We start from the raw sequence: 23872 nt of genomic DNA, 5'->3' as shown, positions 1-23872 counted from the left end.
TCAGAGTTCGATGTCGCAGGTACCGGCGGCCGCCGACACGCAGGTCTGCACGAGCACGCCGTCACCGGGGACGGCGGTGGTGACGTCGCCGTTGCGCAGGTCGCGCACCGCGCCCTCCCGCAGCGGGACGACGCAGCCGAAGCAGATGCCCATCCGGCAGCCGGACGGCATCAGCACCCCGGCCTGCTCGCCGGCATCGAGGATCGGGGTGGCCCCGTCGGCCTCGACGGTCACGCCGGCCGCGGTGAACGTCACGGTGCCGCCCTCACCCGGCGAGATCACGGTGGGGCGGAACCGCTCGGTGTGCAGCCGGTCGGCGAGCCCCTGTGACTCCCAGTACCCCTCGACGGCGTCGAGCATGCCGATCGGCCCGCAGGCCCAGGCCTGCCGGTCGAGGTGGTCGGGCACCAGGCCGGCCAGCTCGTCGACGCCGAGCAGGCCGTCGGTGTCGGTGTGCCGCTCGACCAGCCGCAGCGCGCCGGCCTCGGCGAGGGCCCGCAGCTCCGGGCCGAAGATGACGTCGTCCCGGGTCGGCGCCGAGTGCACCAGCACCACGTCGGCGCGGGCGTGCAGGCCGGCGCGGAGCATCCCCATGACCGGGGTGATGCCGCTGCCGGCGGTGAGGAAGAGGACCCGTCCGGGGGTCGCCTCGGGCACGACGAAGTCGCCCTGCGCCTGGTCGAGCTGGACGATCGTGCCGGGCCGGACCCGGCGGACCAGGTGGTTGCTGACCTTGCCGTCCGGAATCGCCTTCACGGTGACGGAGAGCAGGCCGTCCGCGGCGCCCGGGGTCGAGGTGACCGAGTACGCGCGCCACTGGCGCACCCCGTCGACGTCCACGCCGAGGCGCACGTACTGTCCGGGCAGGTGTCCCCGCCAGCTGCGGCCCGGCTGGATGACCACGGTCGCCGCGTCCCGGGTCTCCGGGCGGACGGCGACGATCCGGCCGCGCAGCGGGGCGCCGGCGCGCAGCGGCGCGACGAGGTCGAGGTAGTCGCCGGGCAGCAGCGGGGTGGTGACCGCGCCGGCCAGCCGCGACAGTCTGTCCCGGAAGGTCACCTTCTGGGAGCGGCGGGGGGCAGTTGTGGTCATATCACCAGGGTGACTGCGTGATCGCATAACATCTTGACCGGCAAAGGTGAAATGGCCGCAGGTTTTTGTTCGGGGAGAACAACATGTCGGACGACCACGCGAACTATCGCGCGGCCCATCTCGAACTCGACGCGCGGGTGTCGGCCCGCCTCCGGGACCGGCTCCCCGTCGTCGCCGAGCGTACCGTCAGCGCGATCACCGCCGAGGTGCCCGACTACTCCGGCGCGCTCACCGGCACGATGCGGGAGAAGATCGAGAACGCGGTACGCATCGCGCTGGGCACCTTCCTCCAGCTCATCGACGGGGCACAGCTGGCCGATCCGAGCACCCCGCTGGCCCCCGCCCTGGAGGCCGCCTACGCGCTGGGCAGCGGCGAGGCCCGCTCGGGGCGCAGCATGGACGCGCTGCTGGCCGCATATCGGGTGGGGGCGCGGGTGGCGTGGCGGGAGGTTTCCGCCACCACCGTGCGCAGCGGGCTGTCCGCCGAGACGGTGGCCGAGTTCGCCGAGCTGATGTTCGCGTACATCGACGAGCTGTCCGCGGCCAGCGTGGCCGGGCACGCCGACGAGCGGGCCAGCGCCGGCCGGGCCCGGCGCCGCAACATGGAACGGCTCACGCAGCAGCTGCTCGCCGGGGAACCCGAGGACGTCCTGCGGCGCAGCGCGGAACGGGCCGACTGGCCGCTGCCGCAGACCCTCACCGTCGTCCTCCTGCCCCGCCGCAACCTGCGCGCGGTGCTCGCCCTGCTCGGCCCGCACACCCTGGAGAGCGGCGAGGACCTGCCCGGCATGGACCCGGCCGAGGAACTGGCCGTCCTGCTGGTGCCGGACACCCACGGCGCCCGGCGGCGCCAGCTCACCCGCCTGCTGCACGGGCACGGCGCGGTGCTCGGGCCGGCCCGGCCGTGGCACCGGGTCGCCGCCTCCTACCAGCGGGCCACCCGGGCTCTCGTCCTCGGCCTCGGCGAACCGGACGCCGGTCCTGTCGACACCGAGCACCACCTGGCCGAACTGCTGCTCAGCATGGACCCGGAGGGGTTGGCCGACCTGCGCGCCCAGGCCCTCGCACCGCTGGCCGACCTGCCCCCGGCCACCGCGCACCGGCTCGCCGAGACGCTGCGCTCCTGGCTGCTGCACCAGGGCCGCCGCGACGACGTGGCGGCCGACCTGTTCGTGCACCCGCAGACCGTCCGCTACCGGATGGGCAAACTCCGCGAGCTGTACGGCGACCGGCTCCACGAGCCGGCCACGGTGCTCGCCCTCACCATCGCCCTGGCCGTGCCACCCGCCCCGCCGGAGACGGCATGACCACCCGGGCGCGTTCCGCGCGGCGCCGGTCCGGCCGGTCCGGGCGTCAGCGGGTCCCGGCGACGGCGGGCCGCGGTTCGCCCAGGAACGCGTAGGCGGCCAGCGCACCGGCGAGGACGGCGTCCACCGCGATGACGAAGCCCCGATCCATCCCGCTCGGGGCGAGGGCGATCCCGGTCGCCAGGGCGACCACGGCGATCAGCACCGGGATCCCCCGGGCCGCCCGCCGCGCGGCCGGACGGGTGGCGGGCGGCCGGAACCCGGCGACCGCCAGGACCGCCCGGACGGCGCCGCCGAGCCCGACGATCAGCGAGGGAACGGCCAGCCCGGCCACCTCCCGGTCCAGCCCGGCAAGGCCCGACCAGGCGAGCAGCCCGAAGACCACGACGGCGAGGACGTGCAGAGGCGTGTCGCCGAGCAGGCGGCGCCGCGCGGCTGTTTCGCTGTCCCGCGTCATGACCGTCCCCCGTCCGGATGCCGGCATCGTGGACCGCCATCGTCGCACTCCGCGGGGCCACGCCCCAGAGGCCGACCGGGCCTATTCCTCCGGGACGCCCGGACCGACCTCGCCGCGCCTCAGGTGCTCGGCGTTGCGGTCGGCTTCGCTGTCCGCGTTCGCGGCGCCGGCGCCCGCGTCCCTGGTGCGGCGCCCCTCGGCGTCCTGGTACACCGCGCCGGTCTCCAGCGCGTCCTCCTGCTGCCGGCTCTGCTCAGGTGTGGTCATCACCACCGACTACCCGGCCATCGCCCGGGATATGCACCGGTCCCCCGCCGGGGGGACCGCCGGCGCCGCGGATCCGCGCCAGTTCGGCGGCGAACTCGGCGTCCGTGAGCGCGCCCCGCTCGTGCTGCCGGGTCAGCGCGTGGATGTCGCGCCGCTGGTCAGCGGTGGGGACGCCGCGCGCCGGGCCGACGCCCACGGCGGGGCTCGCCGGCCGGGCACCCCCGCCGGCGGCCGGCGCGACTGGGCCGGCGGGCGGCGCCTGCCCGCGCCGCCGGGCGTCGTCGTGGTGTGCCCGCAGAGTCGCCAGGATCTCGTCGTAGTGCTCCGGCCAGGTGGCCAGTCGGCCCAGTTCGGGCCGGAACGTGAACGGCCGGAAGAGGTCGCCGCGCTGCAGCGGGGTCTGGACCGGGTCCCCGTCGGACCGGTCGATGACGATCGCGACGCGACCCAGGTCCAGGCCGGCGACGCTGGCCGTGCCGCTGCGGATCCGCGCCACCGACGCCCAGGGCACCGTGGTCGTCCGCAGGAGGGACCGGGACCGGAGGCCGCGGTCGCTCACGTAGACGCCGAGCATCGCCCGCCGCGCCGTGACCGCCACACCGAGGACCAGCCACCCTCCGGCGAGGACCGCGAACGGGGTCGGCATCGACCCGCGCACGTACATGACGACGACGAACGCGACGAACAGGACCACCGCGACAAGCCCCTGGACCGCGAAGCCGGTGGCGATGTCGAGCGAGTACGGGCGTTGCCATCGGTTCATGTCGCCATGGTGAGCGGCGGTGTCCAGGGCCTCGCCGACCGACCCTGATGGACGGCTCCCCCGTCAGGCGGGGAGGTAGACGAGGTCCATGGTGTCGGTGCGCCCGGACCAGCGAAGGTGGAGGTGCCAGCAGCCGGCCTGCGGCAGGTCGATGATCGAAGGGCCGGGGCCCCCGGCGACCGTGCGGGTCACCCGGGTCGTGGTGCCGCCCAGGGAGGCGGTGATGACGAGGGTGGTCGACGCGCCGGGGTCGGGCGAGGGTGTCGCCGCCGGCCGGGCCACCCACAGGATCTTGTTGTTCGGTCCCTCCGTCCGGTCGACGGTCAGCGGATGGCCGAACAGCACGGCCACGATGTCGCCCTTCGCGCCGAACACGTGTGGGGCGCGGGCGTCCCCGCTGAACCCGGCGTCGGCCCAGTCGGGCAGCCGGCCCTCCTCCACCCGCCCGGCACAGCCGGTGGGCGCGACCGCCGCCGGGCCGGGCGGCGCGGCCGACCGGCTCGCGGTGGTGCAACCGGCCAGCAGCACCGCCGACGCCAGCAGGAGCCTGCCCCATGAACGCATCTCGCACCTCCGGACCGGGTGGGCGCCGGTCGGTGGCACCCCGTTGTCCTGTGGACACCGGTGGGGCCGCGCAGGTTCCTGCGACAGCGGGTCAGCGCGACCCGCGACTAGTCCAGGGAGGCGGCGATCCCGGTCGCCTCGTCCCGGCGGAGATCGCCTTCCAGCCGGTAGCTGACGCCGGCGTCCTCCCAGATCAGCGTGGCCGCGGCGAGCCGCGCCGTCTCCACCCGGACCGTGCCGGTGCGGTCGACGTACGCCAGCTCGTGCGGGCCGCCGATCCACACGGCGAAGTCGCCGTCGACCTGGACCCACTCGACGCCGGGTCCATCGATCTGCTTGTGGAAGACCGGGTCGAGCTGACCGTCGAAGGCGTCGAGGCGCAGGGCGCCGCCCCGGTAGAGCAGCGTCACCACCCGGTACGCCCCGGCGCCGTCCGGGTCGGCGACCAGCACCTGCTCCGGCTCGCCCAGCTCGACCGGTACGCGGATCGGGAAGCGGACGTGCCGTTGCGCCTCGACGAGGGAGGCGGGTCGCTGCGCCGGCAACGGCGAGGGCGTGCCGGTGTGCGGCGCCGGCGCCGGAGTGGTCTCGATGACGATCCCCGAGAAGCGCAGCAGTCCCGTCACGGCGTCGGCGATGGCCGCCCGCCCGGGCGGCAGCAGGGCGACGACCAGCGCGGCCAGCGCCGCGGCGAGCCAGTAGCGCCAGCGGCGCCGGCGGCGTGCGGGCGCGGCCAGCCGGGCCCGCACCCGCGCGGTCACGTCGGGGACCTCGGGTGACTCCAGCCAGGTGGCGAGGTCGCGGAGTTCCCGTTCCAGGTCATCCACGGCGCACCTCCTCGCGGTCGAGCAGGCCGCGCAACTTGGCGAGGGCCCGGTAGGTCCGTGACTTCACGGTGCCCCTGGGCCAGCCGAGCGTCGTCACGGTCTCCTCCTCGGTCAGGTCGAGAAGGAACCGGCACACGATCACCTCGCGGTCCCTGACCGGCAGCTGGCGCAGCGCCGCGACCAGCGCGGCCCGGCGTTCCGCGGCGAGGACCCCGCCGACCGCGACGTCCTCGCCGACCGCCGGCCCGTCCTGCGCCGCCGCGCGCAGGACCAGCCCGTCCCGGCGGCTGCGGGACCGGTGCAGGTTGCGGGTCTCGTTGGCGACGATCGCGAGCAGCCACGACCGGAAGGACGACTCGCCGCGGTAGCGGGACAGATTGCGGAACCCCTTCACGAACGCCTCCTGGATGACGTCCTCCGCGTCCGATCCGGCGCCGAGCAGCACCGCCGTCCGGTACGCGGACGCGGTGTGCCGGGCGACCAGGAGTTCGTACCCCTCCAGGTCACCGGTGCGGGCGCGGCGGACAAGCTCGTCGTCGTCCAGTGGAGACCTCCCCTTCGACCACCCTCATGACACCGGTCGCGCCCCGGCGGTTCCACAGTCGTGGCATGGAACCTCGACGGCTCCGAGGGTGTCACCTCGGCATGACCGTCACCATCACCCGCCGCGGCGTCCTGACCCTGCTCGCCGGTGCCGGCACCGCCGTACTGGCCGGCTGCGAGCCGACCCGCGCCAGGACCTCCGCCCCGACCGTCTCCGTCCCGGATCCGCTGCTCGTCCAGGTCGACGCGGGGCAGGTCCTCCTGCGCGGGGCCGACCGGCGGACGATCCCGCGCGCGGTCGCCAGCGCGGACGGCGCCTGGATCTTCGCGACCGCCCCCGCGGGCCCCGACACCGCCTGCTGGCGGATCGACACCACGACCGGCCACGCCTCGGCGAGGACGGCGCTGCCCGGACGCTGGCTGCCCCAGGTGGTCTCCGCCGAGGGGACGGGCGTGGCGCTCACCACGACCACGGCGACGGTGAACGGCGGCCGACCCGCCGGGCGGGAGGTGACGCCGGTGCTGGTCGCCGACGTCAACGGGCTGCGCCACCGCCTGGACCTGCCGGGCAACGTCGTTCCGGAGGCGTTCACCGCCGACCGCACCGGGCTGTTCGTGCTCGAATGGCTCCCGGCGACCGCGCCGGACCGCTACCGGGTGCGGGTCGTCGACCTGGCCACCGGCCGGCCCGGCCCGCTGGCCACCCGCGACAAGCGGACGGTGCCACCGGGCGCCGAGGAGGAGATGCGCGGCGACGGCCGCCAGGCGGTGCTCGCACCGGACCGCACCGTCCTCTACACGCTCTACACCCACCAGCCCGGCCACCAGCACACCCGGGACCTCGTGAGCGGACGGCCCGGCAACGCGCACGCGTTCGTCCACACGTTGCAGCTGGCGGAATGGTGGGCGTACTGCATCGATCTGCCGCACCCGTTCGGCGAGGCGGCCGCGGCCGGCCACACCATGGCGATCAGCCCCGACGGCGGTCGGCTCCTCGTCGCCGACATCGCGTCGGGCACCGTCGCGGACATCTCCACCGGGGACCTGGCGGTACGCCGGACGGTGCCGCTGGCCCGGGGCGCGGGCGCGGCGCACGCCACCGCCGGCACCGACCACCTCTTCCTCGCCGCCGGCACGGCGGTCCGGGCCCTGGATCTCACCCGCCTGACCGGCACGGTGGACTGGCAGGCGCGCGAGCCGGTCTCCGGCCTGGTGGCCAGCCCGGACGGCAGCCGCCTCTATCTTGGCCAGCGGGACGCGGTGAGCTGGCACGACGCCGCCAGCGGCCGGGAACTCGGCCGCGTCCGGGTGCCCGGACTCGTCGGCCTGCGCGGCCTCGCGCCACGCCCCTGAACCCCCGCCGCCGGAGGCCCACCGCCCAGCCGTAAGAACTCGGCAATGGATCGGCCACCCACCCGTGGCTACGCTGGCCGCTCGGGTACGGGGAGGTGCGCGTGGCGCAGCGGGTGCTGGTGGTCGACGACGACCGCACGGTCGCCGACGTGGTCTGCCGCTACCTGGAGCACGCCGGCTACGAGGTCGGGCACGTCGGGGACGGGGCCGGGGCGCTGGCCGCCGTGGCCCGGCGCCCACCGCACCTCGTGGTGCTCGACCTGATGCTCCCGGTGCTCGACGGGCTGGAGGTCTGCCGGCGGCTGCGGGAGCGGCCGGACGGCGTACCCATCGTCATGCTCACCGCCCGCGGTGACGAGGCCGACCGGATCCTCGGCCTGCAACTGGGCGCGGACGACTACCTGAGCAAGCCGTTCTCACCCCGCGAGCTGGTGCTGCGGGTCCGCTCGGTGCTGCGCCGCGCCGGTGGCGACCCGGCCGGCGTACCCCCGGAACTGCTCGCCGACGGCGGCCTGGAGGTGGCGACGGGCCCCCGGGTGGCCCGGCTGCACGGCCGGGAGCTGACCCTGACCCTGCGCGAGTTCGACCTGCTCGTGCACCTCATGCGGCACCCGGCGCGGGCGTTCCGCCGGGCCGAGCTGCTGGAGCGGGTCTGGGGGTGGAGCTTCGGCGACCAGTCGACGGTGACCGTCCACGTGCGGCGGCTCCGGGAGAAGATCGAGACCGACCCGGCCGATCCCCGCCGGATCGTCACGGTCTGGGGCGTCGGCTACCGGTACGAGCCGGCCGATGCGTGACCTGGCGCTGATCTTCGGGGCGGCCCTGCTCGCGGCGCTCGCCGTCGGGCTGGCCGGCGCGGTGGCGCTGCGGCTGCTGCGCGGCCGGTCGATCACCGTGCACATCTCCGTGCTGCTCGCCATGACGGTCGGCGCCGTGGCGGCCGGGGTCGCGGTGGTCGCCGAGGCGATGTTCCTCTCCCCGCACGACCTCGAGGTGGTGCTGACCACGCTCGCCGCCGCCGCGGTGGTGAGCCTCGCGGTCGGCTGGCTGTTCGGCCGCCGGCTGGCCGCCGCGGCCGTCTGGGCCGACCAGGCGCGGGAGCGGGAACGCCGCATCGAGAAGGGGCGCCGGGACCTGGTCGCCTGGGTCTCCCACGACCTGCGCACCCCGCTCGCCGGGCTGCGGGCCATGGCCGAGGCGCTGGAGGACGGGGTGGTGGGCGATCACGCGACCGTCGCCGAGTACCACCGCCGGATCCGGGTGGAGACCGACCGGATGACCCGGCTCGTCGACGACCTGTTCGAGCTCTCCCGGATCAACGCCGGAGCGCTGCGGCTGTCGCTGTCCGCGGTGCCGCTCGGCGACGTGGTGTCCGACGCGCTGGCCGGCAGCGCGCCCCTGGCCGCCGCGCGCCGGATCCGGCTGCTGGCCCCGGAGGCCGGCTGGCCGACGGTGACCGCGAGCGAGCCGGAGCTGGCCCGGGTGGTGGGGAACCTGCTGCTCAACGCGATCCGCTACACGCCGGAGGACGGCACCGTCCGGGTGGACGCCGGCCGGGACGCCGACACCGCCTGGTTGGCCGTGGCGGACACCTGCGGCGGGATCCCGGAGCGCGACCTGCCCCGGGTGTTCGACGTGGCGTTCCGGGGGGAACGGGCCCGCACTCCCCCGCGCGACGGCGGCGGCGTGGAGGGCTCCGGCGGGCTGGGACTGGCGATCGTGCGCGGCCTCGTCGAGGCGCACGGCGGCCGGGTCGAGGTGGGCAACATCGACGACGGCTGCCGCTTCGTCGTCCGGCTGCCGCTGGCCGCGTGAGCTGGGCGGCCGGCGGCTCCCCCTACGGCCCGACCAGCTCGGCGAACCAGCGGTCGTCCGCCTGGAACACCTCGCGGACGGACAGGCCGGCCGCCCGGGCCGTCCCGTGCACCGCCCGGGTGTCCAGCCGGGCCCAGCCGAAACTCGGCCCCCGGTACCGCCCCGACACCACCCGCACCCGGCCCTGCCAGCTGCCGCTGCCGGGCGGGTCCAGCTCGACCAGGGCGGTGCCGTCGGCGCCGAGCAGCTCCCGGCACCGGCGCAGCAGCCGGCCCGGGTCACCGCCGATGCCGATGTTGCCGTCCAGCAGCACGACGTGCCGCCACCGGCCCTCGGCGGGCAGCGGGTCGAACAGGTCGGCCTGGACCGAGACCACGCCCAGGCTCCGGGTCAGCGCCACCGCCCGCGCCGAGACGTCGACTCCCACGGTGACCAGCCCGGCCCGGGTCAACGCCACGGTGAGCCGGCCCGGCCCGCAACCCAGGTCGAGCGTCGGGCCGGTGCAGCGGGACACCACGGCGACGGTCGCCGGCTCGGCCGGACCGTGCCACCGCTCCACCGGCAACCGGCGGCGCGTCCCGTCGGCCTGCACCAGCCAGTGCGCGGTGGCGTCCCGGTGCCGGAGCGCGGTGGCGAACCCGTCGACGCTCACCGCCGGCCCCCGACGGCGTGCCGTCCCGGTTCCCGGAGCGGCCGGGCCCGCCCCAGGGCGCCGACCGCCCGGGCGAAGCGGCCCGCGGGGACCAGGGCGGCCACGGCGAGCGCGTCGGTCCAGTCGTCGACGTCGCGCAGCACCGGCAGCGTCCCGATCCGCAGGCCGCGCCCGGCCAGCGCCTCCCGGGTACGCCGCCCGGTGTCTCGGGTCGACATCGGCACCCCGCGCAGGGCCCGCGCCTGCCGCGGGTCGCGCAGCCCCAGCGCCCACCAGCCGCCGTCCGCCGCCGGGCCGAGCACCCCGTCGGTGCCGGTCGCGCCGAGCCGGCGTACGGCGGCGGCCAGCCGCGCCGCGGTGATCTGCGGGGTGTCCATGCCGATCTGGAGCACCGGCCGCCCCGGGTACGCGCCGGCCACGTCGGCGTGCGCGTGCGCGAGCCGGTCGGCGAGGTCGTCGCCGCGCTGCGGCAGCACCGCCCAGCCCGCGACCGCGTCGGCCAGCTCCGGCCCGTCCTCGGCGTCGGCGAGCCGGCCGGCCAGGGCCAGCACCGGGAAGACACCCGGGGTGGCGGCGACGGCGTCGAGGGTGTCGCGCAGCGCGGCCGCGGCGATCCGCGCCGCCTGCGCGGGCTCGGCGGGTGGGCAGAGGCGGGTCTTGACCGTCCCGGCCACGGGCGCCTTCGCCATCACCAGCACGACGGTCATCGCGGGCCGTCCACGGTGCGGAGCACGGTGAGGAAGTCCCGGGTGGCACGGACGGTGCCGCGGACCGAGCCGGAGACCTTGGACCTCGTGCCGGCGGCGCGCGGGGCGTAGCGGACGTCGCGCTCGTGGATGCGCCAGCCGGCCGCGGCGGCGCGGATCATCAGCTCCAGCGGGTAGCCGAAGGCGCGATCGGTGACCCCGAGGGCGAGCAGGGCGTCCCGTCGGGCCACCCGGATCGGGCTGAGGTCGCGCAGCGGCACCCCCCGCTGCCGCAGCAGCGCCGCGACAAGCGCCGTGCCGGCCCGGGCGTGCCAGGGCCAGACCCCGGCGGACACCGGCCGCCGCCGGCCCACCGCCAGGTCGGCGGTGCCCGCCGCGACGGGGGCGACCAGGGCGGGCAGCTCCCCCGGGTCGAACGAGCCGTCGGCGTCGAGCACGCAGACCAGCTCGGTCTCGGCATGTTCCAGGCCGGTGTGCACGGCCGCCCCGTAGCCCCGGCGGGGCTCCCGCACCACCCGCGCGCCGTGCCGGGCGGCCACCTCCGGCGAGCCGTCCCGGGACCCGTTGTCCACCACGATCGCCCGGTAGCCGGGCGGCAGCGCGGTCAGCACACCGGGCAGGGCGGCGGCCTCGTCCAGGCACGGCAGCACCACGTCGATCTGTGTCGGCATGCCGCCGACGCTAGGCCGCTCGGCGCCACGCCAGGCCCCGATCGTGCTTACGGAACCCTTACCGAGCAGGGATTTCTTACCATCCGGTGACGAGCCGGCGGATCGGCTGCCGCGGTGCGCCGCCGGCCCGTACCGTCCGGTCGTCATGAGAGCCGCAGCCACCCTGCCCCGCGTTCCCGGCCGCCCACGGCGGACCGCCCCCGGGCGCCGCGGCGACCTGGTCGCGCTGGCCGTCGAGGCGGTGCTGCTGGCCGCGGCGGTCGCGGTCGGGCTGCTGCTCAACCGGCGCGGCGCCGGGCTGCACGCGGACGCCGCGCCGCTCTACGCCACCTGGCGGCCGCACGCCGGTGGGGGCACCCCGCTGGCCGTGCTGGTCGCGGTGGTCGTGCTCGGGCCGGGCCTGCGCTGGGCGCGGACCGCCCGCTGGGGCCCGCTGCTCGCGGCCGGCTGGCTGGCCGCCGTGGCCTGGACGCTGTCGCTGGCCCTGGTGGACGGCTGGTCGGCCGGCCTGGCCCGGCGGCTCACCGCGCAGGCGGAGTACCTGCACGAGGTGCCCGGCGTCACCGACATCCCCGGCATGCTGACCGGATTCACCGACCGGATCCTCGACTTCCAGCCCGACTCCTGGTCCACCCACACCGCCGGACACCCGCCGGGCGCCCTGCTGGTGTTCGTCTGGCTGGACCGGATCGGCCTGGGCGGCGGCACCGCTGCGGCGCTCTGCTGCGTGCTGGTCGGCGCGACGGCCGCGGTCTCGGTGCCGGTCACCCTGCGCGCGCTGGGCGCCGCCGGGGCGGCCCGGGCCGTGCTGCCGTTCCTGGTGCTGCTCCCCGGCGCGGTCTGGCTGGGCGCCTCCGGCGACGCCGTGTTCACCGGCGTGGTCGCCGCGGGCCTGGCGCTGCTGGCGGTACGCGGGCCGCTCGCCGCGCTGGCCGGCGGGCTGCTGCTGGGCTTCGCGCTGCACCTGTCGTACGGGTTCGTGCTGGTCGGCATCCTGGCGCTGACCGTGCTCGCGCTGCGCCCCGACCGCCGCCGGGCGGCGCTGCTCGCCGCGACGGCCGGCGTCGTCGCGGTGACCACGCTGTTCGTCCTGGCCGGCTTCCGCTGGTGGGAGGGGTACGACCGGGTGGTCGAGCGGTACTACCAGGGCTGGGCGGCCGACCGCCCGTACGCGTACTGGGTCTGGGCGAACCTGGCGGCGCTGCTGCTCTCCGCCGGGCCGGTGCTCGGTCCGGCGCTGCGCCGCGCGGCGCTCGCGGCCCCGGCCGTGTGGCGGTCCGCCGGCTCCCCGTCCGGCGGCCGGGCCGGTGACCGGGTGCTCGACCGGCCGGGTGCGGGGCCGCGCGGCGCGGCCGGCGCGGCCGTCGGCCGCAGCGGTGCCGCCCGGCTCGGTCGGCGGTGGCGGGCGCGGGTGCGCGCGCTCGGGCCGACCGTGCTGCTGCCGGCCGCCGCCGCGCTGGCCGTGGCCGCCGCCGACCTGTCCGGGATGAGCAAGGCCGAGGTGGAGCGGATCTGGCTGCCGTTCGCGGTCTGGCTGCTGGTGGCCGTGGCACACCTGCCACCGCCGACCCGGCGCTGGTGGCTGCTGGCCCAGGCGCTCACCGCACTCGCCGTCAACCACCTGCTGTTCACGGTCTCCTGAACCACCGCCGTCCAGCGGGTGGCGCCGGTCCGGGTCAGGCGGGCAGGGCGGCGGGCTCGCGGAGGGGATCGGTGGCGAAGGCCGTCACGCCGTCGGCGAAGCTCACCTCGGCGGTGTAGCCGAGCAGGTCACGGGCCCGGGTGGGATCGGCCACCACGTGCCGGACGTCGGCCGCCCGGGCCCCGCCGACCACCTCCGGCTCGGGGCCGGCCATCGCCTGGGCCAGCGCGGAGGCCAGGTCACCGACGGTGTGCGGCTCACCGGAGCAGACGTTCACCGGGACCAGGCCGTCCGGCGTGGGCGCGGTGAGCGCCAGCAGGTTGGCCCGGGCCACGTCGGTGACGTGCACGAAGTCGCGGCGCTGCCGGCCGTCCTCGTACACCCGGGGCGGCCGGCCGTCGGCCAGCGCCGAGCGGAACAGCGAGGCGACCCCCGCGTACGGGGTGTCGCGGGGCATCCGGGGGCCGTACACGTTGTGGTAGCGCAGCGCCCACACCCCGCCCCCGGTCTGCCGGGCCCAGGCCGCCGCGTAGTGCTCCTGAGCGAGCTTGCTGGCCGCGTACGTGCTGCGCGGCTCCAGCGGGGCGTCCTCGGGGACCAGGGCCGGGTCGAGGGTGCCGCCGCAGGCCGGACACGTCGGGTCGTACCGGCCGGCGGCCAGGTCGGCGGTCCGGCGCGGGGCCGGGCGGACCACCCCGTGCCGGGCGCAGGTGTAGCGCCCCTCGCCGTAGACGACCATCGAGCTGGCCAGCACCAGCCGCGAGACCCCGGCCCGGTGCATGGCCGCGAGCAGCACGGCCGTGCCGTGGTCGTTGTGGGCGGCGTAGTCCGGGGCGTCCGACGGGTCCAGCCCGTGCCCGACCATCGCCGCCTGGTGGCAGACCGCGTCCACCCCGGACAGCAGCCGGTCCAGCAGCGCGGCGTCGCGGACGTCGCCGATCACCGGGTCGTGCGGCCGGGACCACTCCGGCAGCGCGCCGCCGTGCGCCTGGGGCAGCAGCGCGTCCAGGCACACCGGCTCGTGGCCCGCGGCGGCCAGCAGGTCGGCGATCTGCGATCCGATGAAGCCGGCGGCGCCGGTGACCAGTACCCGCATGCGGCCAGGCTAGGGCACCCGGCGGCCCCGGTCCGGCGGTTCCGGGCGGACGTCAGCGATCCGTAAGGGAGGGCGGTAAGGGTTCGGTAATGCGGCGAAACCGGATGACGGGCGGCCACGGCGTCTAGCGTCCTGGTGAGGGTGCCACCGGCGAACGGGTGGACCCGGACCGCCGACCAGGAGGAGACGTGCCCGCCAGCCCACCGCCACCGGACGACGCGTCGTCGGCCGCGCCGGCCGCCCTGTGGGCCGGGCTGGCCCGGCACCGGCCGCCCGGGGTCGACGCCGCCGACCGGGCCTGGCGCAGCCCGGTCCGCGGGCCGTGGCTGACCTCGGTGCTCGGCGCCGTGCTGCTGGCCACCCTTCCCCTGGTCGTCGTCACCGGGCTGCTCGACTGGATCGCCTACGGGCCCCGCCTCGACCAGGCGTTCCCCCGGGACGTGGGCTGGCTGCACCCGCCCGTGTTCGACTGGCCGACCCGGCCCGCCTGGCTGTTCCGCCTCACCCAGGGGCTGCACGTGACCCTCGGGATCGTGCTGGTGCCGGTGGTGCTGGGCAAGCTCTGGTCGGTGGTGCCCAAACTCTTCGACTGGCCGCCGGCCCGCTCGACCGCCCAGCTGCTGGAGCGGCTGTCGCTGGTGCTGCTGGTCGGCGGCATCCTGTTCCAGACGGCCACCGGGCTGCTGAACATCCAGTACGCGTACCTGTTCGGCTTCGACTTCTACACCGCGCACTGGTACGGCGCGTGGATCTTCACGGCCGCGCTGGTCGCCCACGTGGCGATCAAGCTGCCCCGGATGGTCACCGCGCTGCGCGGGCCGGGCTTCGCGCGTACCCCGGTGGAGCGGACCCGGCCGGAACCGGCGGATCCCGACGGCCTGGTGGCCCGGCGCCCCGGGCCGGCCACGATGAGCCGGCGGGGCGTGCTCGCCCTGGTCGGCGGCGGCGCCCTGCTGCTGGCGGCGCTGACCGCCGGGCAGAGCGTCGACGCGCTGCGCCGCACCGCGCTGCTGCTGCCCCGCGGCCGGCGGATCGGCGACGGACCGACCGGCTTCCCGGTCAACCGCAGCGCCGCCGCGGCCGGGGTGACCCCGGAGCAGACCGGGCCGGGCTGGCGGCTCACGCTGCGCGCCGGAAACCGCACGGAGTCCTTGGACCGCAACCGGCTGCTCGCCCTGGCGCAGCACACCGCCGTGCTGCCGATCGCCTGCGTGGAGGGCTGGTCCACCACGCAGACCTGGACGGGCGTCCGGCTGCGCGACCTGGCCGCCCTGGTCGGGTCGGCCGGCCCGGCCACCGCCCGGGTCCGGTCGCTGGAGCGCGCCGGCCTGTTCCGCGAGGCGGCCCTGCACGGCGGTCAGGTGACCGACCCGGACGCGCTGCTCGCCCTGCGGGTCAACGGCGTCGACCTGAGCCTCGACCACGGCTACCCGGCGCGGGTCATCGTGCCGGCGCTGCCCGGCGTGCACTGCACCAAGTGGGTGGCGGAGATCGTGTTCGATGGCTGAGTTCCGGCGCGCCTACGGCGCCGCGCCCTGGCACCTGCTGCTCCTGGCCGGATGCTTCGCGATCACCGGCTGGATCGCGCTGCGGCTCGCCGGTGAGGCCTCGGCCGTCCGGATCCTGCTCTGGTTCCTCGGCGCGGTCATCGCGCACGACCTGGTCCTCTTCCCGGTCTACGCGTCGCTCGACCGGGTGCTGCGCCGTGCCCTCGGCCGGGGCCGCGTCCCGTCGGCCCTCAACCACGTCCGGGTGCCGGCGCTCGGAGCCGGCCTGCTGTTCCTGATCTACCTGCCGGGCATCCTCGGGCTCGGGGACGGCACCTACCTGGCGGCGACCGGCCTGGCGCCCCGGGCCATGGTGGGCCGGTGGCTGGCGGTCAGCGGAGTGCTCTTCGCGGGGAGCGCGCTGCTCTACGCCGCCCGCCGGCTGGCCCACCGGGTCAGCCACCGACTCCGCGAACGGTAGGGCTCAGCGCGGCGCGTTCAGGTAGCGAAGCACGGCGAGTACCCGACGGTGGTCGGTCCGCGCCTGAGGTAGGTCCAGCTTGGTGAAGATGGCTGTCACGTGCTTCTCCACGCTGCGCGGGGCGAGGTGGAGCGCCTCGCAGATGGCAGCGTTGGAGCGGCCCTCGGCCAGCATCCCGAGGACCTCCCGTTCCCGCTCGCTGAGGCGGGCCACGCCCGCGTCCACCGCCGGCGCCGCCAGCAACTGGCGCACCACCTCGGGGTCCAGTGCCGTCCCGCCGGCGGCCACCCGGCGCAGCGCGTCGACGAAGTCGTCGGTGCTGACGATGCGGTCCTTCAACAGGTACCCGACCCGCTCGGGGTGCTCGGCGATCAGCTGCCGCGCGTACCGGGTCTCCACCCACTGCGAGAAGACCAGCACGCCGGTGTCCGGGTGCGCGGCACGGATCGCCAGTGCCGCCCGCAGGCCCTCGTCGGTGAAGGTCGGCGGCATCCGCACATCGACCACCACCGCCTCCGGCCGGTGCTCGCCGACCGCCGCCCGCAGGTCGTCGCCGTTGTCCACCGCCGACACCACGGTGATCCCGTAATCGGTGAGCAGCAACCTGATCCCGTCGCGCAGCAACGGGTTGTCCTCGGCGATCACGACGCGCATGGCAGCTCCAGGGTGACAGTCGTCGGCCCGCCGGGTGGGCTGTCCACCCGCAGCGTGCCGTCGAGCGACTCGGCCCGCCGGACCAGCCCCGTCAGACCCGTACCCGTGTCCCCGGGCCGCGCCCCGCCGCGCCCGTCGTCGGTGACGGTGAGGCGCAGCGCGCCATCCAGCGCGCGCAGGTCCAGCCGGATCCGGCCGGCCCCGGCGTGCTTCGCCACGTTGGTGAGCAGTTCGGCGGCACTGAAATACAGGGCCGACTCCGTCTCGGGAGCCAGCCGTTCGGGCAGGTCCACGTGCACGTCCACGGGCACCGCGCTGCGCGCGGCCAGCGTCTCGATCGCGGTGCCCAGGCCGGCGTCCAGCGCGGGCGGGTGGATGCCCCGCACGATGTCCCGCAGCTCGGTCAGCGCCTCCACCACCGCCCCCTGGGCCTGCGTCACCATCGCCCGCAGCTCCGGCTCGCCGGCCCGCCGCTCGATGCGCGACAGTGCCACGCCCAGCGCGACCAGCCGGGCCTGCGTACCGTCATGCAGATCCCGCTCCACCCGCCGCAGCAGCGCGGCCGCGTCCGCCCGCAGCGCCGCCCGGCTGGACTCCAGCGCCGCGATCCGGGCTCGCTCCGGGCCCGGCTCCAGCAGCGCCCGCACCAACCGCCGGTCCAGCCACACGATGAGCCGGACGTACCACGGGAACAGCAGCAGCGCCGCCAGGCCCTGCGCGGCCAGGCCCCACGCGCCGCCCCACGGCGGGTCATCGGGAAACCAGTGCGTCCAGATCGGATAGGTGAGCCCGAGCAGCCCTCCGGCGATGAGGACCCCGCCGAGGTACGCGGCCGCGGCCATCAGGGGCAGCCGGGCAAAGCAGTACGCGAGGGCCTTCCAGGCGCTGGGGTCCGTCAGCACCGCGCCGGCCCAGCGCACCGGGCCGGGCCCGCGGCGGCGTACCGGCGGCGGGTCCGGCCAGCTCCAGCCGAGGAACAGCCGGGCCGGTCCGCGGAAGTACCGTACGGTCAGCCGGGCCAGCATCAGCACACCGGTCAGCAGCGGCAGCCCGATCGTCAGCAGCGACAGCGCGGCGAACACCAGCCCCAGCAGGGCGATCGCGAACGTCGGCACGGCCAGCACCGTGCCGGTGACCGCGTACCCGACCTCGCGCCAGGTGCGGGCGGCCACCGGCGCGCGCAGCACCGCGCCGGCGACCGATCTCACGCGTCCACCGCCAGCGACTCCACGGGCGGACGGCGCATCGCCACCAGCGCCGGCACCACGGTGCCCAGCAGGACCAGCCCGATCACCGCGGCCAGGCCGCCGGCCAGCTGCCCGGGTGGCAGGTACGGCATCCACGTGCCCTGCATGCCGTGCAGCATCGGCACCATGGTCACCATCGCGACCACGGTACCCACCACCAGGGCGGTCACCGTCACCATCAGAGCCTCGCAGACGACCATGGCCAGCGCCCGCACCCGACTCGCCCCGACCAGCCGGGTCACCGCGAGCTCCCGGCGCCGGGCCAGCAGCACGGTCACCAGCGTGTTCACCGCGGCCACGGCGGCGAAGGCGACGTAGACGGCGGTACCGGAGTACTCGGTCCACACCTGCGCCGCCGGTTCGGGTGCGCCGCGCACGTGCACCGACGTGGTGTGCGCGACCACTTTCACCATGGCGAACGCGATCGCGAGGACCAACGGGACCAGGGCACCGGACAGCGCCCTGGCGCGCAGCGCGAGGCTGTCCGCGGCCAGCGCGCCGGTGCCTCCGAACAGTCGCGCCAGCGGGCCGGTCAACCGGAGCAGGACCGGACCGAGGAAGCCGGCCCCCACGCACATCGCCAGCATCGTGAAGAAGCTCGACCCGTCGGCCTTCGCCGGGTCGCCGTTGGCGATCCGGACCGACAGCACCACACCGCCGGTCACCAGTAGCACCCCGATCGCGGTGCGCAGCACGCCGACCCGGCGCCGCGGGACCGCCGTCTCGGTCAGCGCCGTCGCGGGGCGTACCCGCGCCGGGCGTACCGCGGCGACCAGCGCGCCGACCAGCGACGCCCCGACGGTGATGCCCAAGGCGGCGGGCAGCGCCGCGGCCGACGGGTGGTACGTCACGCCGGGCGGGATCACCCCGTGCCCGGTGAGCCCCGCCAACCAGGCACGGGCGAGCAGGGCACCGAGCGGCACCCCGAGCACGGTAGCCGGCACCGCCACCACGGCGGCCTGCGCCGCCACCGCGCGGCGCACCCGAGCAGGAGTGGCACCGACCGCCCGCACCAGCGCGATGTCGCGGCCCTGCCGGGCGATCGACGACGTCATGGTGAGCCCCACGATCAGCGCGGTCAGGTACACCGACACCACCACGAACAGCACGGCCATCTCGGGGATCTGGCTCTCGACAAGCGCCTGCCGTGCGGCCCGGTCCAACCGCGCGCCGGACAGCGAGGAACTGGCGCCCAACGCGCCGGACACCAGCGCGGCGGCCAGGCACTGCGTGACGAACGGTCCGGCGAAGGCCCACGGCTGCTTGCGTAGCGCCTGCCGGGTCAACCCCGCGTTCACCGGGCCACCGCCGGTTCGCTCACGGTGGCGCGCAGCCGCTCCGCGATGGTCGCCGGGTCCGGTGTCGGGCCGTCCGCCACCACCGCGCCGCCGCGCAGCAGAACGAGGCGGTCGCTCCAGGCCGCCGCGGTCGGGTCATGGGTCACCATCACCACCGTCACCCGGGCCTGGTCCACCCCCGTACGCAACAACCGCAGCACCTGCTCGCCGGTGGCCGGATCCAACGCCCCGGTCGGCTCGTCCGCGAACACCACCGCGGGGCGGCCCGCCAGTGCGCGGGCGATGGCGACCCGCTGGCGCTGGCCACCGGACAACTCGCCGGCCGGCCGGTCGGCCAGCCCGGACAGCCCGGCCTCGGCCAGCACCTCGTCGAGCGGACGCGGGGGCGGGCCGCCCAGCCGGCGGGGCAGCAGCACGTTCTGCCGCACCGTCAGCTCCGACAGCAGGTTGTACGACTGGAAGACGAAACCCAACCGGTCGCGGCGCAGCCGGGTCAGCGGACCCTCACGCATCCGCGTGACGTCCCGGCCGGCCAGCCGGACCCGGCCCGAGGTCGGCCGGTCCAGCCCGGCCGCGCAGTGCAGCAGGGTGCTCTTGCCCGACCCGGTCGCGCCCATGACCGCCACGAAGGTGCCGGCCGGTACCTGGAGCGAGACGCCGCGAAGAGCGGCGACCGGCCGGCGACGCGAGCCGTAGATGCGGGTCACCCCGTCGAGTTCCACCACGTTGTCCATGCGTTCCAGCCTGGGCGCCGGCGGCGCCGGGGACATCCGGGCGCACCGCACGGTACGGGTGCGGCTGTCCGCACCGCACGAGGCACCCGGCATTCGTTTCCTGGCGATCGACCGTCGCGCCCGCGCTCCGCGAGATCGACCGTTGCGGCAAGTGCGCGTAGGGTCATCGATCCATGAAGGTTCTGATCTCGGTGGACCTGGAGGGCATCTCGGGGATCGTGCATCCCACGGAGACGAATCCGGATCGCTACGACTATGAGCGCGGCCGGGCCCTGATGACGGCCGAGGCGAACGCAGTGATTGCCGGTGTTCTCGACGCCGAACCCGACGCCACCGTGTGGGTCGCCGACGCACACGGACCGTTCCGGAACCTCCTGCCGGAGGACCTCGACCGGCGTGCTCACCTGGTGCGAGGCAAACCCCGCCCGCTGGGCATGCTCGCTGGGCTGGACGGGCAGACGGATGCCGTGATGTTCATCGGCTACCACGCTCGGGCCGGCGCCGGGCCCGCCGTGCTGGCGCACACGATGAGTGACGCCATCCTCGACGTGCGGGTGGCCGGACGGTCGCTGGGCGAGATCGGCCTCAACGCCGCCATGGCGGGACACCTGGACGCGCCGGTTGTCCTGCTCAGCGGGGACGACGCCGCCTGCACGGAATTCAGCGAGCTGGTGCCCTCGGCGGTCACCGTCGCCGTCAAGCAGACCCTCGGCCAGGCGGCCGCGGTGGCCCTACACCCGCAGGAGGCACGGGAGCGGCTGCGCCGCGCCGCCGCCGACGCGATCACCCGGCGCGCATCGATCTCCCCACCGAAGATGGCCGGGCCGTTGGACGTCGAGGTGGACCTGTACGGCCCCTACATGGTCGACCTCGCAGTTCTGGTGCCCGGTGTGACCCGCGTCGGCGGCGGCCGAACGGTCGCCTTCCACGCCAGGGACTTTTCCGAGGCCTACCGGCTGGTGCAACTGCTTGTCCAACTCGCCACCATCAAACCCGGCTAGCGCGTGAAGCGCAGCAACCCACGTGAACAAACCGCGCCGAACGGCGCGCAACGGAGTGGAACCACTGCCGACGGCAATGGCTCCACTCCGTTGTCAACGTGTCTCGCACCCCGGCGGCCGCTGAGCCCGAATCGAGGCTTCCCGCCACCGCGCATGCCCCTCGTGCGCGCGCTGAACTTCCGGATCACACGATGGAGATCGACCGCACCTGGGTGTTGCCCTTCGTGTCGACGTACACCTTGTAGTCGCCCACGGTGTAGGTGCCGGCAGCGTTGTTGTTGATGGTGAACGTGGCCGTCACCGGAGACTCACTGCCGTCGATGTGGGTCTGCTTCACCGTGATGGTCAACTCGTTCGTGTTGCCCTTCAGCTTCTTCACCACCGCCGACGGCTTGGCATCGACGACCGCGTTGGCGACCGTCACGTAGACCGCGTCGGGCGACGAGAACTCCGCGTTCTTCTGGCCATCACCGAACACGAAGAAGCCCCGTTGTTCGACGGCCCCGCGCCCGGGGAACGGATCCGGGTGGGAGGCCAGGTACGTCGGATTGACCGTGTAGAGGTCCGTCTTGGAATCCGCGAGGACGGCCTGCACCCCGCTGTACGGCGCGTCGCTGATCGCGAGGTTGACCGACAGGTAGATGGCGTCGGGGTTGTTGGCCGAGATGCGCGAGGAGAAGTACTTGTCCGCACGCTGCCCGGCAGGAACGGCCAGCGGCACCACCGTGTCGCCGACGAGGATGTTGAACTGGAAGTCGCCGTAGCCACCGGCGACGAACGTCGCCCACGCCGCGTCCGACATATGGTCGGGGCGCTCCACCTTGAACTCCAGGCGCATCGGCGCCACGTACGTGCTGTTCAGGTACTCGGGGTCGGTCAGGGGCAGGTAGACCCCTCCCGGGGCGTGCCCCAGTGCGAAGGCCGACGCCGTCGGGGTCGAGTTGCCGCGCCCGTTCCACATCGGGATGTTGAACGAGGTGGCGCCGAGCAGGGCCTGATTGCCCAACCGGCTCGTGCCGACAGACGCCGACGCGTCCTTGTAGGTGCCGATCGTGACGTCGAGCAGGTCGAGGTCCGCCCGGTCGGCGTTCTGCCCCGGGATGTCCGCCCACATGAACTTGGCACCGGCGGGCCCGGAGTAGCGGGCCATCTCCAGCATGCCATCGGCCATGATCTTGGTCATCTGCACCGCCGAGTCGACCTTCATCCGCTCGTTGGCCGTGTGCCACCAGCGCTCGTTGCCCGGGATGACGGCGCCGAAGGCGGTCATCTTGTTGCGGAAGCTGCTGGCCAGGGTGCCACCGGTCGTGCCCTGCGGATAGACCACGTCCCGGAGGGCGTACGGATCCGCAAACTCCCCCGGGTTGCGGTTGATCGAGGCCTGGTAGCTCCCGAACTGGAGAGCCGTCAGCGGGTTGTCGTGAGTGACGTACAACCCGGCGCCGACGGGCGAGCCGAGGTTGCCGATGGTGAACCCCTTCGCCTCGAAGGCGGCCGAGACCGCCGCCGTCGCCTGGCCGGAGTCAGCCGCGGTGACGTGCATGCTCCGCACGTACATCGGCATGCTGAGGCTGCCGGAGGCGTCCGTGTAGAAGCTCGTCGGGGTCTCCGAGTTGATGCCACCCATGAGGGCGAAGGTCAGGTTCGGCGTGCCGTCGCTCGGGTTGCGCAACAGGTTCACCGGGATGCCCATGTACTTGCCGATATAGGCCTCGCCTTCGACACCGTCGCGGAAGAACAGGTCGTTGATGCCGTCGGCGGCCTTCTTCAACTGCATGTCGGCGGCGGTGGCTCCCAGTGCGCCGAGTCCCTCGGACAGGAGGAACATTCCCCACACGACGGCATTCCGGCCGTACTGCGGGGTCGGCATCTCCATCGCCACATCGGTGTTGATCTCCAGCGTGAGCGAGTCGCCGGTGATCGTGGTCCGCACCTTGGGCGTGGTGCGGGGAGCAGCCGGGAGCCAGCCCTTCGCGGTCGCGGCGGCGGTGATCGCGGACACGAACCGGTCCCGCTCGGTGGAGCCGGCCCCCGCCACGTCGAGGGTGAAGGTGGCCCGCGAGGCGATCTGCGTGGTGCTGCCGTAGGCGATGTCCTTCAGCGTCGGGTCGCCCTCGCGCAGGGTGACACCGGCGGTGGCGGCCGTCAGCCGGAAGGCCTTGGAGCTGTCCGCCGACAAGCTCATCGACACCGACGGGGTCACCGATCCGGAGTTGCCGACGATGACGGGGAACCGCGAGTCGGAGGTGTAGGCCGCGATCGGGATCTCCTCGCGGTTGAGGTTCTTGTAGGCCCAGTTGTCGTAGAAGCTCGGATTCGAGTTGTACGGGATGGACTGGAAGGTGGCGGTGTTCGTCGTCGAGGGCGTGCCGGGACCGCCGTCTTCGTAGATGCCCATGACGATGCGGATGCGTCGGTCGAGGGGCAACCCCGACTTGAGCAGCGCCTTGGCCGCGAGCAGCGTCGCCAGTGTCGGGCCGCTGTCGTCCTGTATGCCCGCACCGTAGACCCAGCCGTCCTGGACATAGGGCGAGTGGTACGCACCAGGAGTGCCGAGGTTGCCGTCGGCGTCCCGCCAGCGCGCCAGCTGGGCCGGCGACACGGAAGCCGTCGGCGAGTCGAGGTGGCTCAACGCCATGACCATCTCCGGGGCGTCCGGGTCACCGATCTCCGCGTAGACGTACTTGTCGGGCTGGCGTTGCACGACCACCGGGAAACCCAGGTCGGTGGCCAGCTTGACCACCCAGGCGAGCTTGGCGACCTTGCGGTCGTACTCGTTCTGGTTGGCCTCGGTGTTGCTGACCGGGAAGGGGTACGCCGTCGCGGCCGTGCCGCCCCGGGAGATGGAGTCGTAGCTCGACCCGTCCAGCATCGCCCCGACCAGGGTGAGCGGGTCGTAGCTGCCGTCCCCCGCCCGCGCGCTGCTGACCCGTCCCGCCAACGCCTCGACTTCCGCGTGGATCGCGTCGCGCTCGGCGTCGGTCACCGACAGGTCGTAGGTGACACTCGGCTGGAAGCGCTCCTCGCCGGGGCCGGCGGCGGACGCGTGGGGCGCGGGCGCAACGGTCGCCGCGAGGGCCGCGGCGAGCACGACGGAGAAGGTGGTCGTCCGTCTGTCTCTCATAGAAGCTCCCGAACAGGGGGGATGACACGGTGGCGACAGCACACGCCAGCCGTGCCGCCAGCGGGCGCCGGGGCGGGATTTCTTGAGGAT

24 protein-coding genes are annotated in these 23872 nt (G+C 74.9%); 8 read left to right on the top strand and 16 right to left on the bottom strand.

The features are described 5' to 3' along the window. Positions 1 to 1092 carry a ferredoxin reductase gene (locus tag ACZ6PY_RS29335; protein WP_466078177.1) on the bottom strand — a complete coding sequence of 364 codons (1092 nt, stop codon included), beginning with the start codon at positions 1090 to 1092 and terminating at the stop codon, positions 1 to 3. Positions 1093 to 1175: 83 nt separating this feature from the next. Here ACZ6PY_RS29335 and ACZ6PY_RS29330 point away from each other — a divergent pair, with 83 nt between their 5' ends. After that, positions 1176 to 2399, top strand: coding sequence for a PucR family transcriptional regulator (locus tag ACZ6PY_RS29330; RefSeq protein ID WP_466078174.1), 1224 nt, complete (start codon positions 1176 to 1178; stop codon positions 2397 to 2399). Positions 2400 to 2445: 46 nt separating this feature from the next. Here the strand turns inward: ACZ6PY_RS29330 and ACZ6PY_RS29325 are convergent, their stop codons facing one another. From ACZ6PY_RS29325 to ACZ6PY_RS29300, 6 genes are all read right to left on the bottom strand, one after another. Continuing rightward, complete coding sequence (locus tag ACZ6PY_RS29325) at positions 2446 to 2856, bottom strand: hypothetical protein (RefSeq protein ID WP_466078171.1); 411 nt, start codon at positions 2854 to 2856, stop codon at positions 2446 to 2448. An 81-nt stretch (positions 2857 to 2937) separates the two neighbouring features. After that, positions 2938 to 3123 (bottom strand): ribonuclease, encoded by a 186-nt coding sequence (locus tag ACZ6PY_RS29320; RefSeq protein ID WP_262285321.1) that lies wholly within the window; start codon positions 3121 to 3123, stop codon positions 2938 to 2940. Beyond that, on the bottom strand, positions 3110 to 3886 hold the full coding sequence (locus ACZ6PY_RS29315; RefSeq protein WP_466078168.1) for a PH domain-containing protein: 777 nt from the start codon (positions 3884 to 3886) through the stop codon (positions 3110 to 3112). The genes ACZ6PY_RS29320 and ACZ6PY_RS29315 overlap by 14 nt, the downstream gene beginning before the upstream one ends. A 63-nt stretch (positions 3887 to 3949) precedes the next feature. Next, the gene (locus ACZ6PY_RS29310) at positions 3950 to 4450 is read right to left on the bottom strand and encodes a hypothetical protein (protein WP_466078165.1); all 501 of its coding nucleotides are present in this window, start codon (positions 4448 to 4450) and stop codon (positions 3950 to 3952) included. Between the two features lie 107 nt (positions 4451 to 4557). Continuing rightward, positions 4558 to 5277: a hypothetical protein gene (locus ACZ6PY_RS29305; RefSeq protein ID WP_466078162.1), complete on the bottom strand. Its 720-nt coding sequence runs from the start codon at positions 5275 to 5277 to the stop codon at positions 4558 to 4560. Beyond that, positions 5270 to 5722, bottom strand: coding sequence for an RNA polymerase sigma factor (locus ACZ6PY_RS29300; RefSeq protein WP_466078159.1), 453 nt, complete (start codon positions 5720 to 5722; stop codon positions 5270 to 5272). Before ACZ6PY_RS29300 ends, ACZ6PY_RS29305 begins: the two co-directional genes overlap by 8 nt. A gap of 200 nt (positions 5723 to 5922) precedes the next feature. On the opposite strand from ACZ6PY_RS29300, the gene ACZ6PY_RS29295 reads away from it, so the two are divergent. The 3 genes from ACZ6PY_RS29295 to ACZ6PY_RS29285 all read left to right on the top strand — a co-directional run bounded on the left by ACZ6PY_RS29295 (position 5923) and on the right by ACZ6PY_RS29285 (position 8988). After that, on the top strand, positions 5923 to 7173 hold the full coding sequence (locus ACZ6PY_RS29295; RefSeq protein ID WP_466078156.1) for a YncE family protein: 1251 nt from the start codon (positions 5923 to 5925) through the stop codon (positions 7171 to 7173). A 101-nt stretch (positions 7174 to 7274) separates the two neighbouring features. Beyond that, the gene (locus tag ACZ6PY_RS29290) at positions 7275 to 7970 is read left to right on the top strand and encodes a response regulator transcription factor (protein ID WP_466078153.1); all 696 of its coding nucleotides are present in this window, start codon (positions 7275 to 7277) and stop codon (positions 7968 to 7970) included. Next, positions 7963 to 8988: a sensor histidine kinase gene (locus tag ACZ6PY_RS29285; RefSeq protein ID WP_466078150.1), complete on the top strand. Its 1026-nt coding sequence runs from the start codon at positions 7963 to 7965 to the stop codon at positions 8986 to 8988. Before ACZ6PY_RS29290 ends, ACZ6PY_RS29285 begins: the two co-directional genes overlap by 8 nt. A gap of 22 nt (positions 8989 to 9010) precedes the next feature. Here the strand turns inward: ACZ6PY_RS29285 and ACZ6PY_RS29280 are convergent, their stop codons facing one another. From ACZ6PY_RS29280 to ACZ6PY_RS29270, 3 genes are read right to left on the bottom strand one after another with little or no spacing between them, the layout of a single operon-like run. Continuing rightward, positions 9011 to 9640 carry a class I SAM-dependent methyltransferase gene (locus tag ACZ6PY_RS29280; RefSeq protein ID WP_466078147.1) on the bottom strand — a complete coding sequence of 210 codons (630 nt, stop codon included), beginning with the start codon at positions 9638 to 9640 and terminating at the stop codon, positions 9011 to 9013. Continuing rightward, a complete protein-coding gene (locus tag ACZ6PY_RS29275; protein ID WP_466078144.1) occupies positions 9637 to 10347 on the bottom strand; it encodes a TIGR04282 family arsenosugar biosynthesis glycosyltransferase in 711 nt (236 codons plus the stop codon). Before ACZ6PY_RS29275 ends, ACZ6PY_RS29280 begins: the two co-directional genes overlap by 4 nt. Continuing rightward, the gene (locus ACZ6PY_RS29270) at positions 10344 to 11018 is read right to left on the bottom strand and encodes a glycosyltransferase family 2 protein (RefSeq protein ID WP_262285331.1); all 675 of its coding nucleotides are present in this window, start codon (positions 11016 to 11018) and stop codon (positions 10344 to 10346) included. Before ACZ6PY_RS29270 ends, ACZ6PY_RS29275 begins: the two co-directional genes overlap by 4 nt. Positions 11019 to 11163: 145 nt before the next feature. On the opposite strand from ACZ6PY_RS29270, the gene ACZ6PY_RS29265 reads away from it, so the two are divergent. Further along, positions 11164 to 12660, top strand: a complete 1497-nt coding sequence (locus ACZ6PY_RS29265; protein WP_466078141.1) for a hypothetical protein — start codon at positions 11164 to 11166, stop codon at positions 12658 to 12660. A 34-nt stretch (positions 12661 to 12694) separates the two neighbouring features. On the opposite strand, the gene ACZ6PY_RS29260 is transcribed toward ACZ6PY_RS29265, so the two are convergent. Further along, entirely contained in the window at positions 12695 to 13756 is a 1062-nt protein-coding gene (locus tag ACZ6PY_RS29260; RefSeq protein ID WP_466078138.1) for an NAD-dependent epimerase/dehydratase family protein, read from the bottom strand. Positions 13757 to 13944: 188 nt separating this feature from the next. On the opposite strand from ACZ6PY_RS29260, the gene ACZ6PY_RS29255 reads away from it, so the two are divergent. Both ACZ6PY_RS29255 and ACZ6PY_RS29250 read left to right on the top strand, forming a co-directional pair. Further along, positions 13945 to 15264: a molybdopterin-dependent oxidoreductase gene (locus ACZ6PY_RS29255; RefSeq protein WP_466078135.1), complete on the top strand. Its 1320-nt coding sequence runs from the start codon at positions 13945 to 13947 to the stop codon at positions 15262 to 15264. Further along, complete coding sequence (locus ACZ6PY_RS29250; protein WP_466078132.1) at positions 15257 to 15724, top strand: hypothetical protein; 468 nt, start codon at positions 15257 to 15259, stop codon at positions 15722 to 15724. Before ACZ6PY_RS29255 ends, ACZ6PY_RS29250 begins: the two co-directional genes overlap by 8 nt. 3 nt (positions 15725 to 15727) lie before the next feature. On the opposite strand, the gene ACZ6PY_RS29245 is transcribed toward ACZ6PY_RS29250, so the two are convergent. Genes ACZ6PY_RS29245 through ACZ6PY_RS29230 form a run of 4 tightly spaced genes read right to left on the bottom strand, consistent with a single transcriptional unit; the run spans position 15728 to position 19657 of the window. Next, a complete protein-coding gene (locus ACZ6PY_RS29245; protein ID WP_466078129.1) occupies positions 15728 to 16378 on the bottom strand; it encodes a response regulator transcription factor in 651 nt (216 codons plus the stop codon). Continuing rightward, complete coding sequence (locus tag ACZ6PY_RS29240) at positions 16366 to 17586, bottom strand: sensor histidine kinase (protein WP_466078126.1); 1221 nt, start codon at positions 17584 to 17586, stop codon at positions 16366 to 16368. The genes ACZ6PY_RS29245 and ACZ6PY_RS29240 overlap by 13 nt, the downstream gene beginning before the upstream one ends. After that, positions 17583 to 18923, bottom strand: a complete 1341-nt coding sequence (locus ACZ6PY_RS29235; protein WP_466078123.1) for an FtsX-like permease family protein — start codon at positions 18921 to 18923, stop codon at positions 17583 to 17585. Before ACZ6PY_RS29235 ends, ACZ6PY_RS29240 begins: the two co-directional genes overlap by 4 nt. Next, positions 18920 to 19657, bottom strand: coding sequence for an ABC transporter ATP-binding protein (locus ACZ6PY_RS29230; RefSeq protein WP_466078120.1), 738 nt, complete (start codon positions 19655 to 19657; stop codon positions 18920 to 18922). The genes ACZ6PY_RS29235 and ACZ6PY_RS29230 overlap by 4 nt, the downstream gene beginning before the upstream one ends. 173 nt (positions 19658 to 19830) lie before the next feature. Here ACZ6PY_RS29230 and ACZ6PY_RS29225 point away from each other — a divergent pair, with 173 nt between their 5' ends. Beyond that, positions 19831 to 20658 (top strand): M55 family metallopeptidase, encoded by an 828-nt coding sequence (locus ACZ6PY_RS29225; RefSeq protein ID WP_466078117.1) that lies wholly within the window; start codon positions 19831 to 19833, stop codon positions 20656 to 20658. 184 nt (positions 20659 to 20842) lie between these two features. On the opposite strand, the gene ACZ6PY_RS29220 is transcribed toward ACZ6PY_RS29225, so the two are convergent. Then, positions 20843 to 23782 carry a M20/M25/M40 family metallo-hydrolase gene (locus ACZ6PY_RS29220; RefSeq protein ID WP_466078114.1) on the bottom strand — a complete coding sequence of 980 codons (2940 nt, stop codon included), beginning with the start codon at positions 23780 to 23782 and terminating at the stop codon, positions 20843 to 20845. Between the last annotated feature and the right edge of the window lie 90 nt (positions 23783 to 23872).

The organism is Micromonospora sp. NPDC048907 (genome assembly GCF_055586885.1).
This window is presented reverse-complemented; position numbering and strand designations above follow the sequence as displayed.

Bases quoted from the DNA above. Each gene is read 5' to 3' on its own strand.
- ACZ6PY_RS29325 (WP_466078171.1), bottom strand. From the start codon at position 2,856: ATGACGCGGGACAGCGAAACAGCCGCGCGGCGCCGCCTGCTCGGCGAC.
- ACZ6PY_RS29330 (WP_466078174.1), top strand. From the start codon at position 1,176: ATGTCGGACGACCACGCGAACTATCGCGCGGCCCATCTCGAACTCGAC.
- ACZ6PY_RS29320 (WP_262285321.1), bottom strand. From the start codon at position 3,123: ATGACCACACCTGAGCAGAGCCGGCAGCAGGAGGACGCGCTGGAGACC.
- ACZ6PY_RS29250 (WP_466078132.1), top strand. From the start codon at position 15,257: ATGGCTGAGTTCCGGCGCGCCTACGGCGCCGCGCCCTGGCACCTGCTG.
- ACZ6PY_RS29270 (WP_262285331.1), bottom strand. From the start codon at position 11,018: ATGCCGACACAGATCGACGTGGTGCTGCCGTGCCTGGACGAGGCCGCC.
- ACZ6PY_RS29225 (WP_466078117.1), top strand. From the start codon at position 19,831: ATGAAGGTTCTGATCTCGGTGGACCTGGAGGGCATCTCGGGGATCGTG.
- ACZ6PY_RS29310 (WP_466078165.1), bottom strand. From the start codon at position 4,450: ATGCGTTCATGGGGCAGGCTCCTGCTGGCGTCGGCGGTGCTGCTGGCC.
- ACZ6PY_RS29220 (WP_466078114.1), bottom strand. From the start codon at position 23,782: ATGAGAGACAGACGGACGACCACCTTCTCCGTCGTGCTCGCCGCGGCC.
- ACZ6PY_RS29245 (WP_466078129.1), bottom strand. From the start codon at position 16,378: ATGCGCGTCGTGATCGCCGAGGACAACCCGTTGCTGCGCGACGGGATC.
- ACZ6PY_RS29260 (WP_466078138.1), bottom strand. From the start codon at position 13,756: ATGCGGGTACTGGTCACCGGCGCCGCCGGCTTCATCGGATCGCAGATC.
- ACZ6PY_RS29315 (WP_466078168.1), bottom strand. From the start codon at position 3,886: ATGAACCGATGGCAACGCCCGTACTCGCTCGACATCGCCACCGGCTTC.
- ACZ6PY_RS29265 (WP_466078141.1), top strand. From the start codon at position 11,164: ATGAGAGCCGCAGCCACCCTGCCCCGCGTTCCCGGCCGCCCACGGCGG.
- ACZ6PY_RS29295 (WP_466078156.1), top strand. From the start codon at position 5,923: ATGACCGTCACCATCACCCGCCGCGGCGTCCTGACCCTGCTCGCCGGT.
- ACZ6PY_RS29285 (WP_466078150.1), top strand. From the start codon at position 7,963: ATGCGTGACCTGGCGCTGATCTTCGGGGCGGCCCTGCTCGCGGCGCTC.
- ACZ6PY_RS29230 (WP_466078120.1), bottom strand. From the start codon at position 19,657: ATGGACAACGTGGTGGAACTCGACGGGGTGACCCGCATCTACGGCTCG.
- ACZ6PY_RS29275 (WP_466078144.1), bottom strand. From the start codon at position 10,347: ATGACCGTCGTGCTGGTGATGGCGAAGGCGCCCGTGGCCGGGACGGTC.
- ACZ6PY_RS29335 (WP_466078177.1), bottom strand. From the start codon at position 1,092: ATGACCACAACTGCCCCCCGCCGCTCCCAGAAGGTGACCTTCCGGGAC.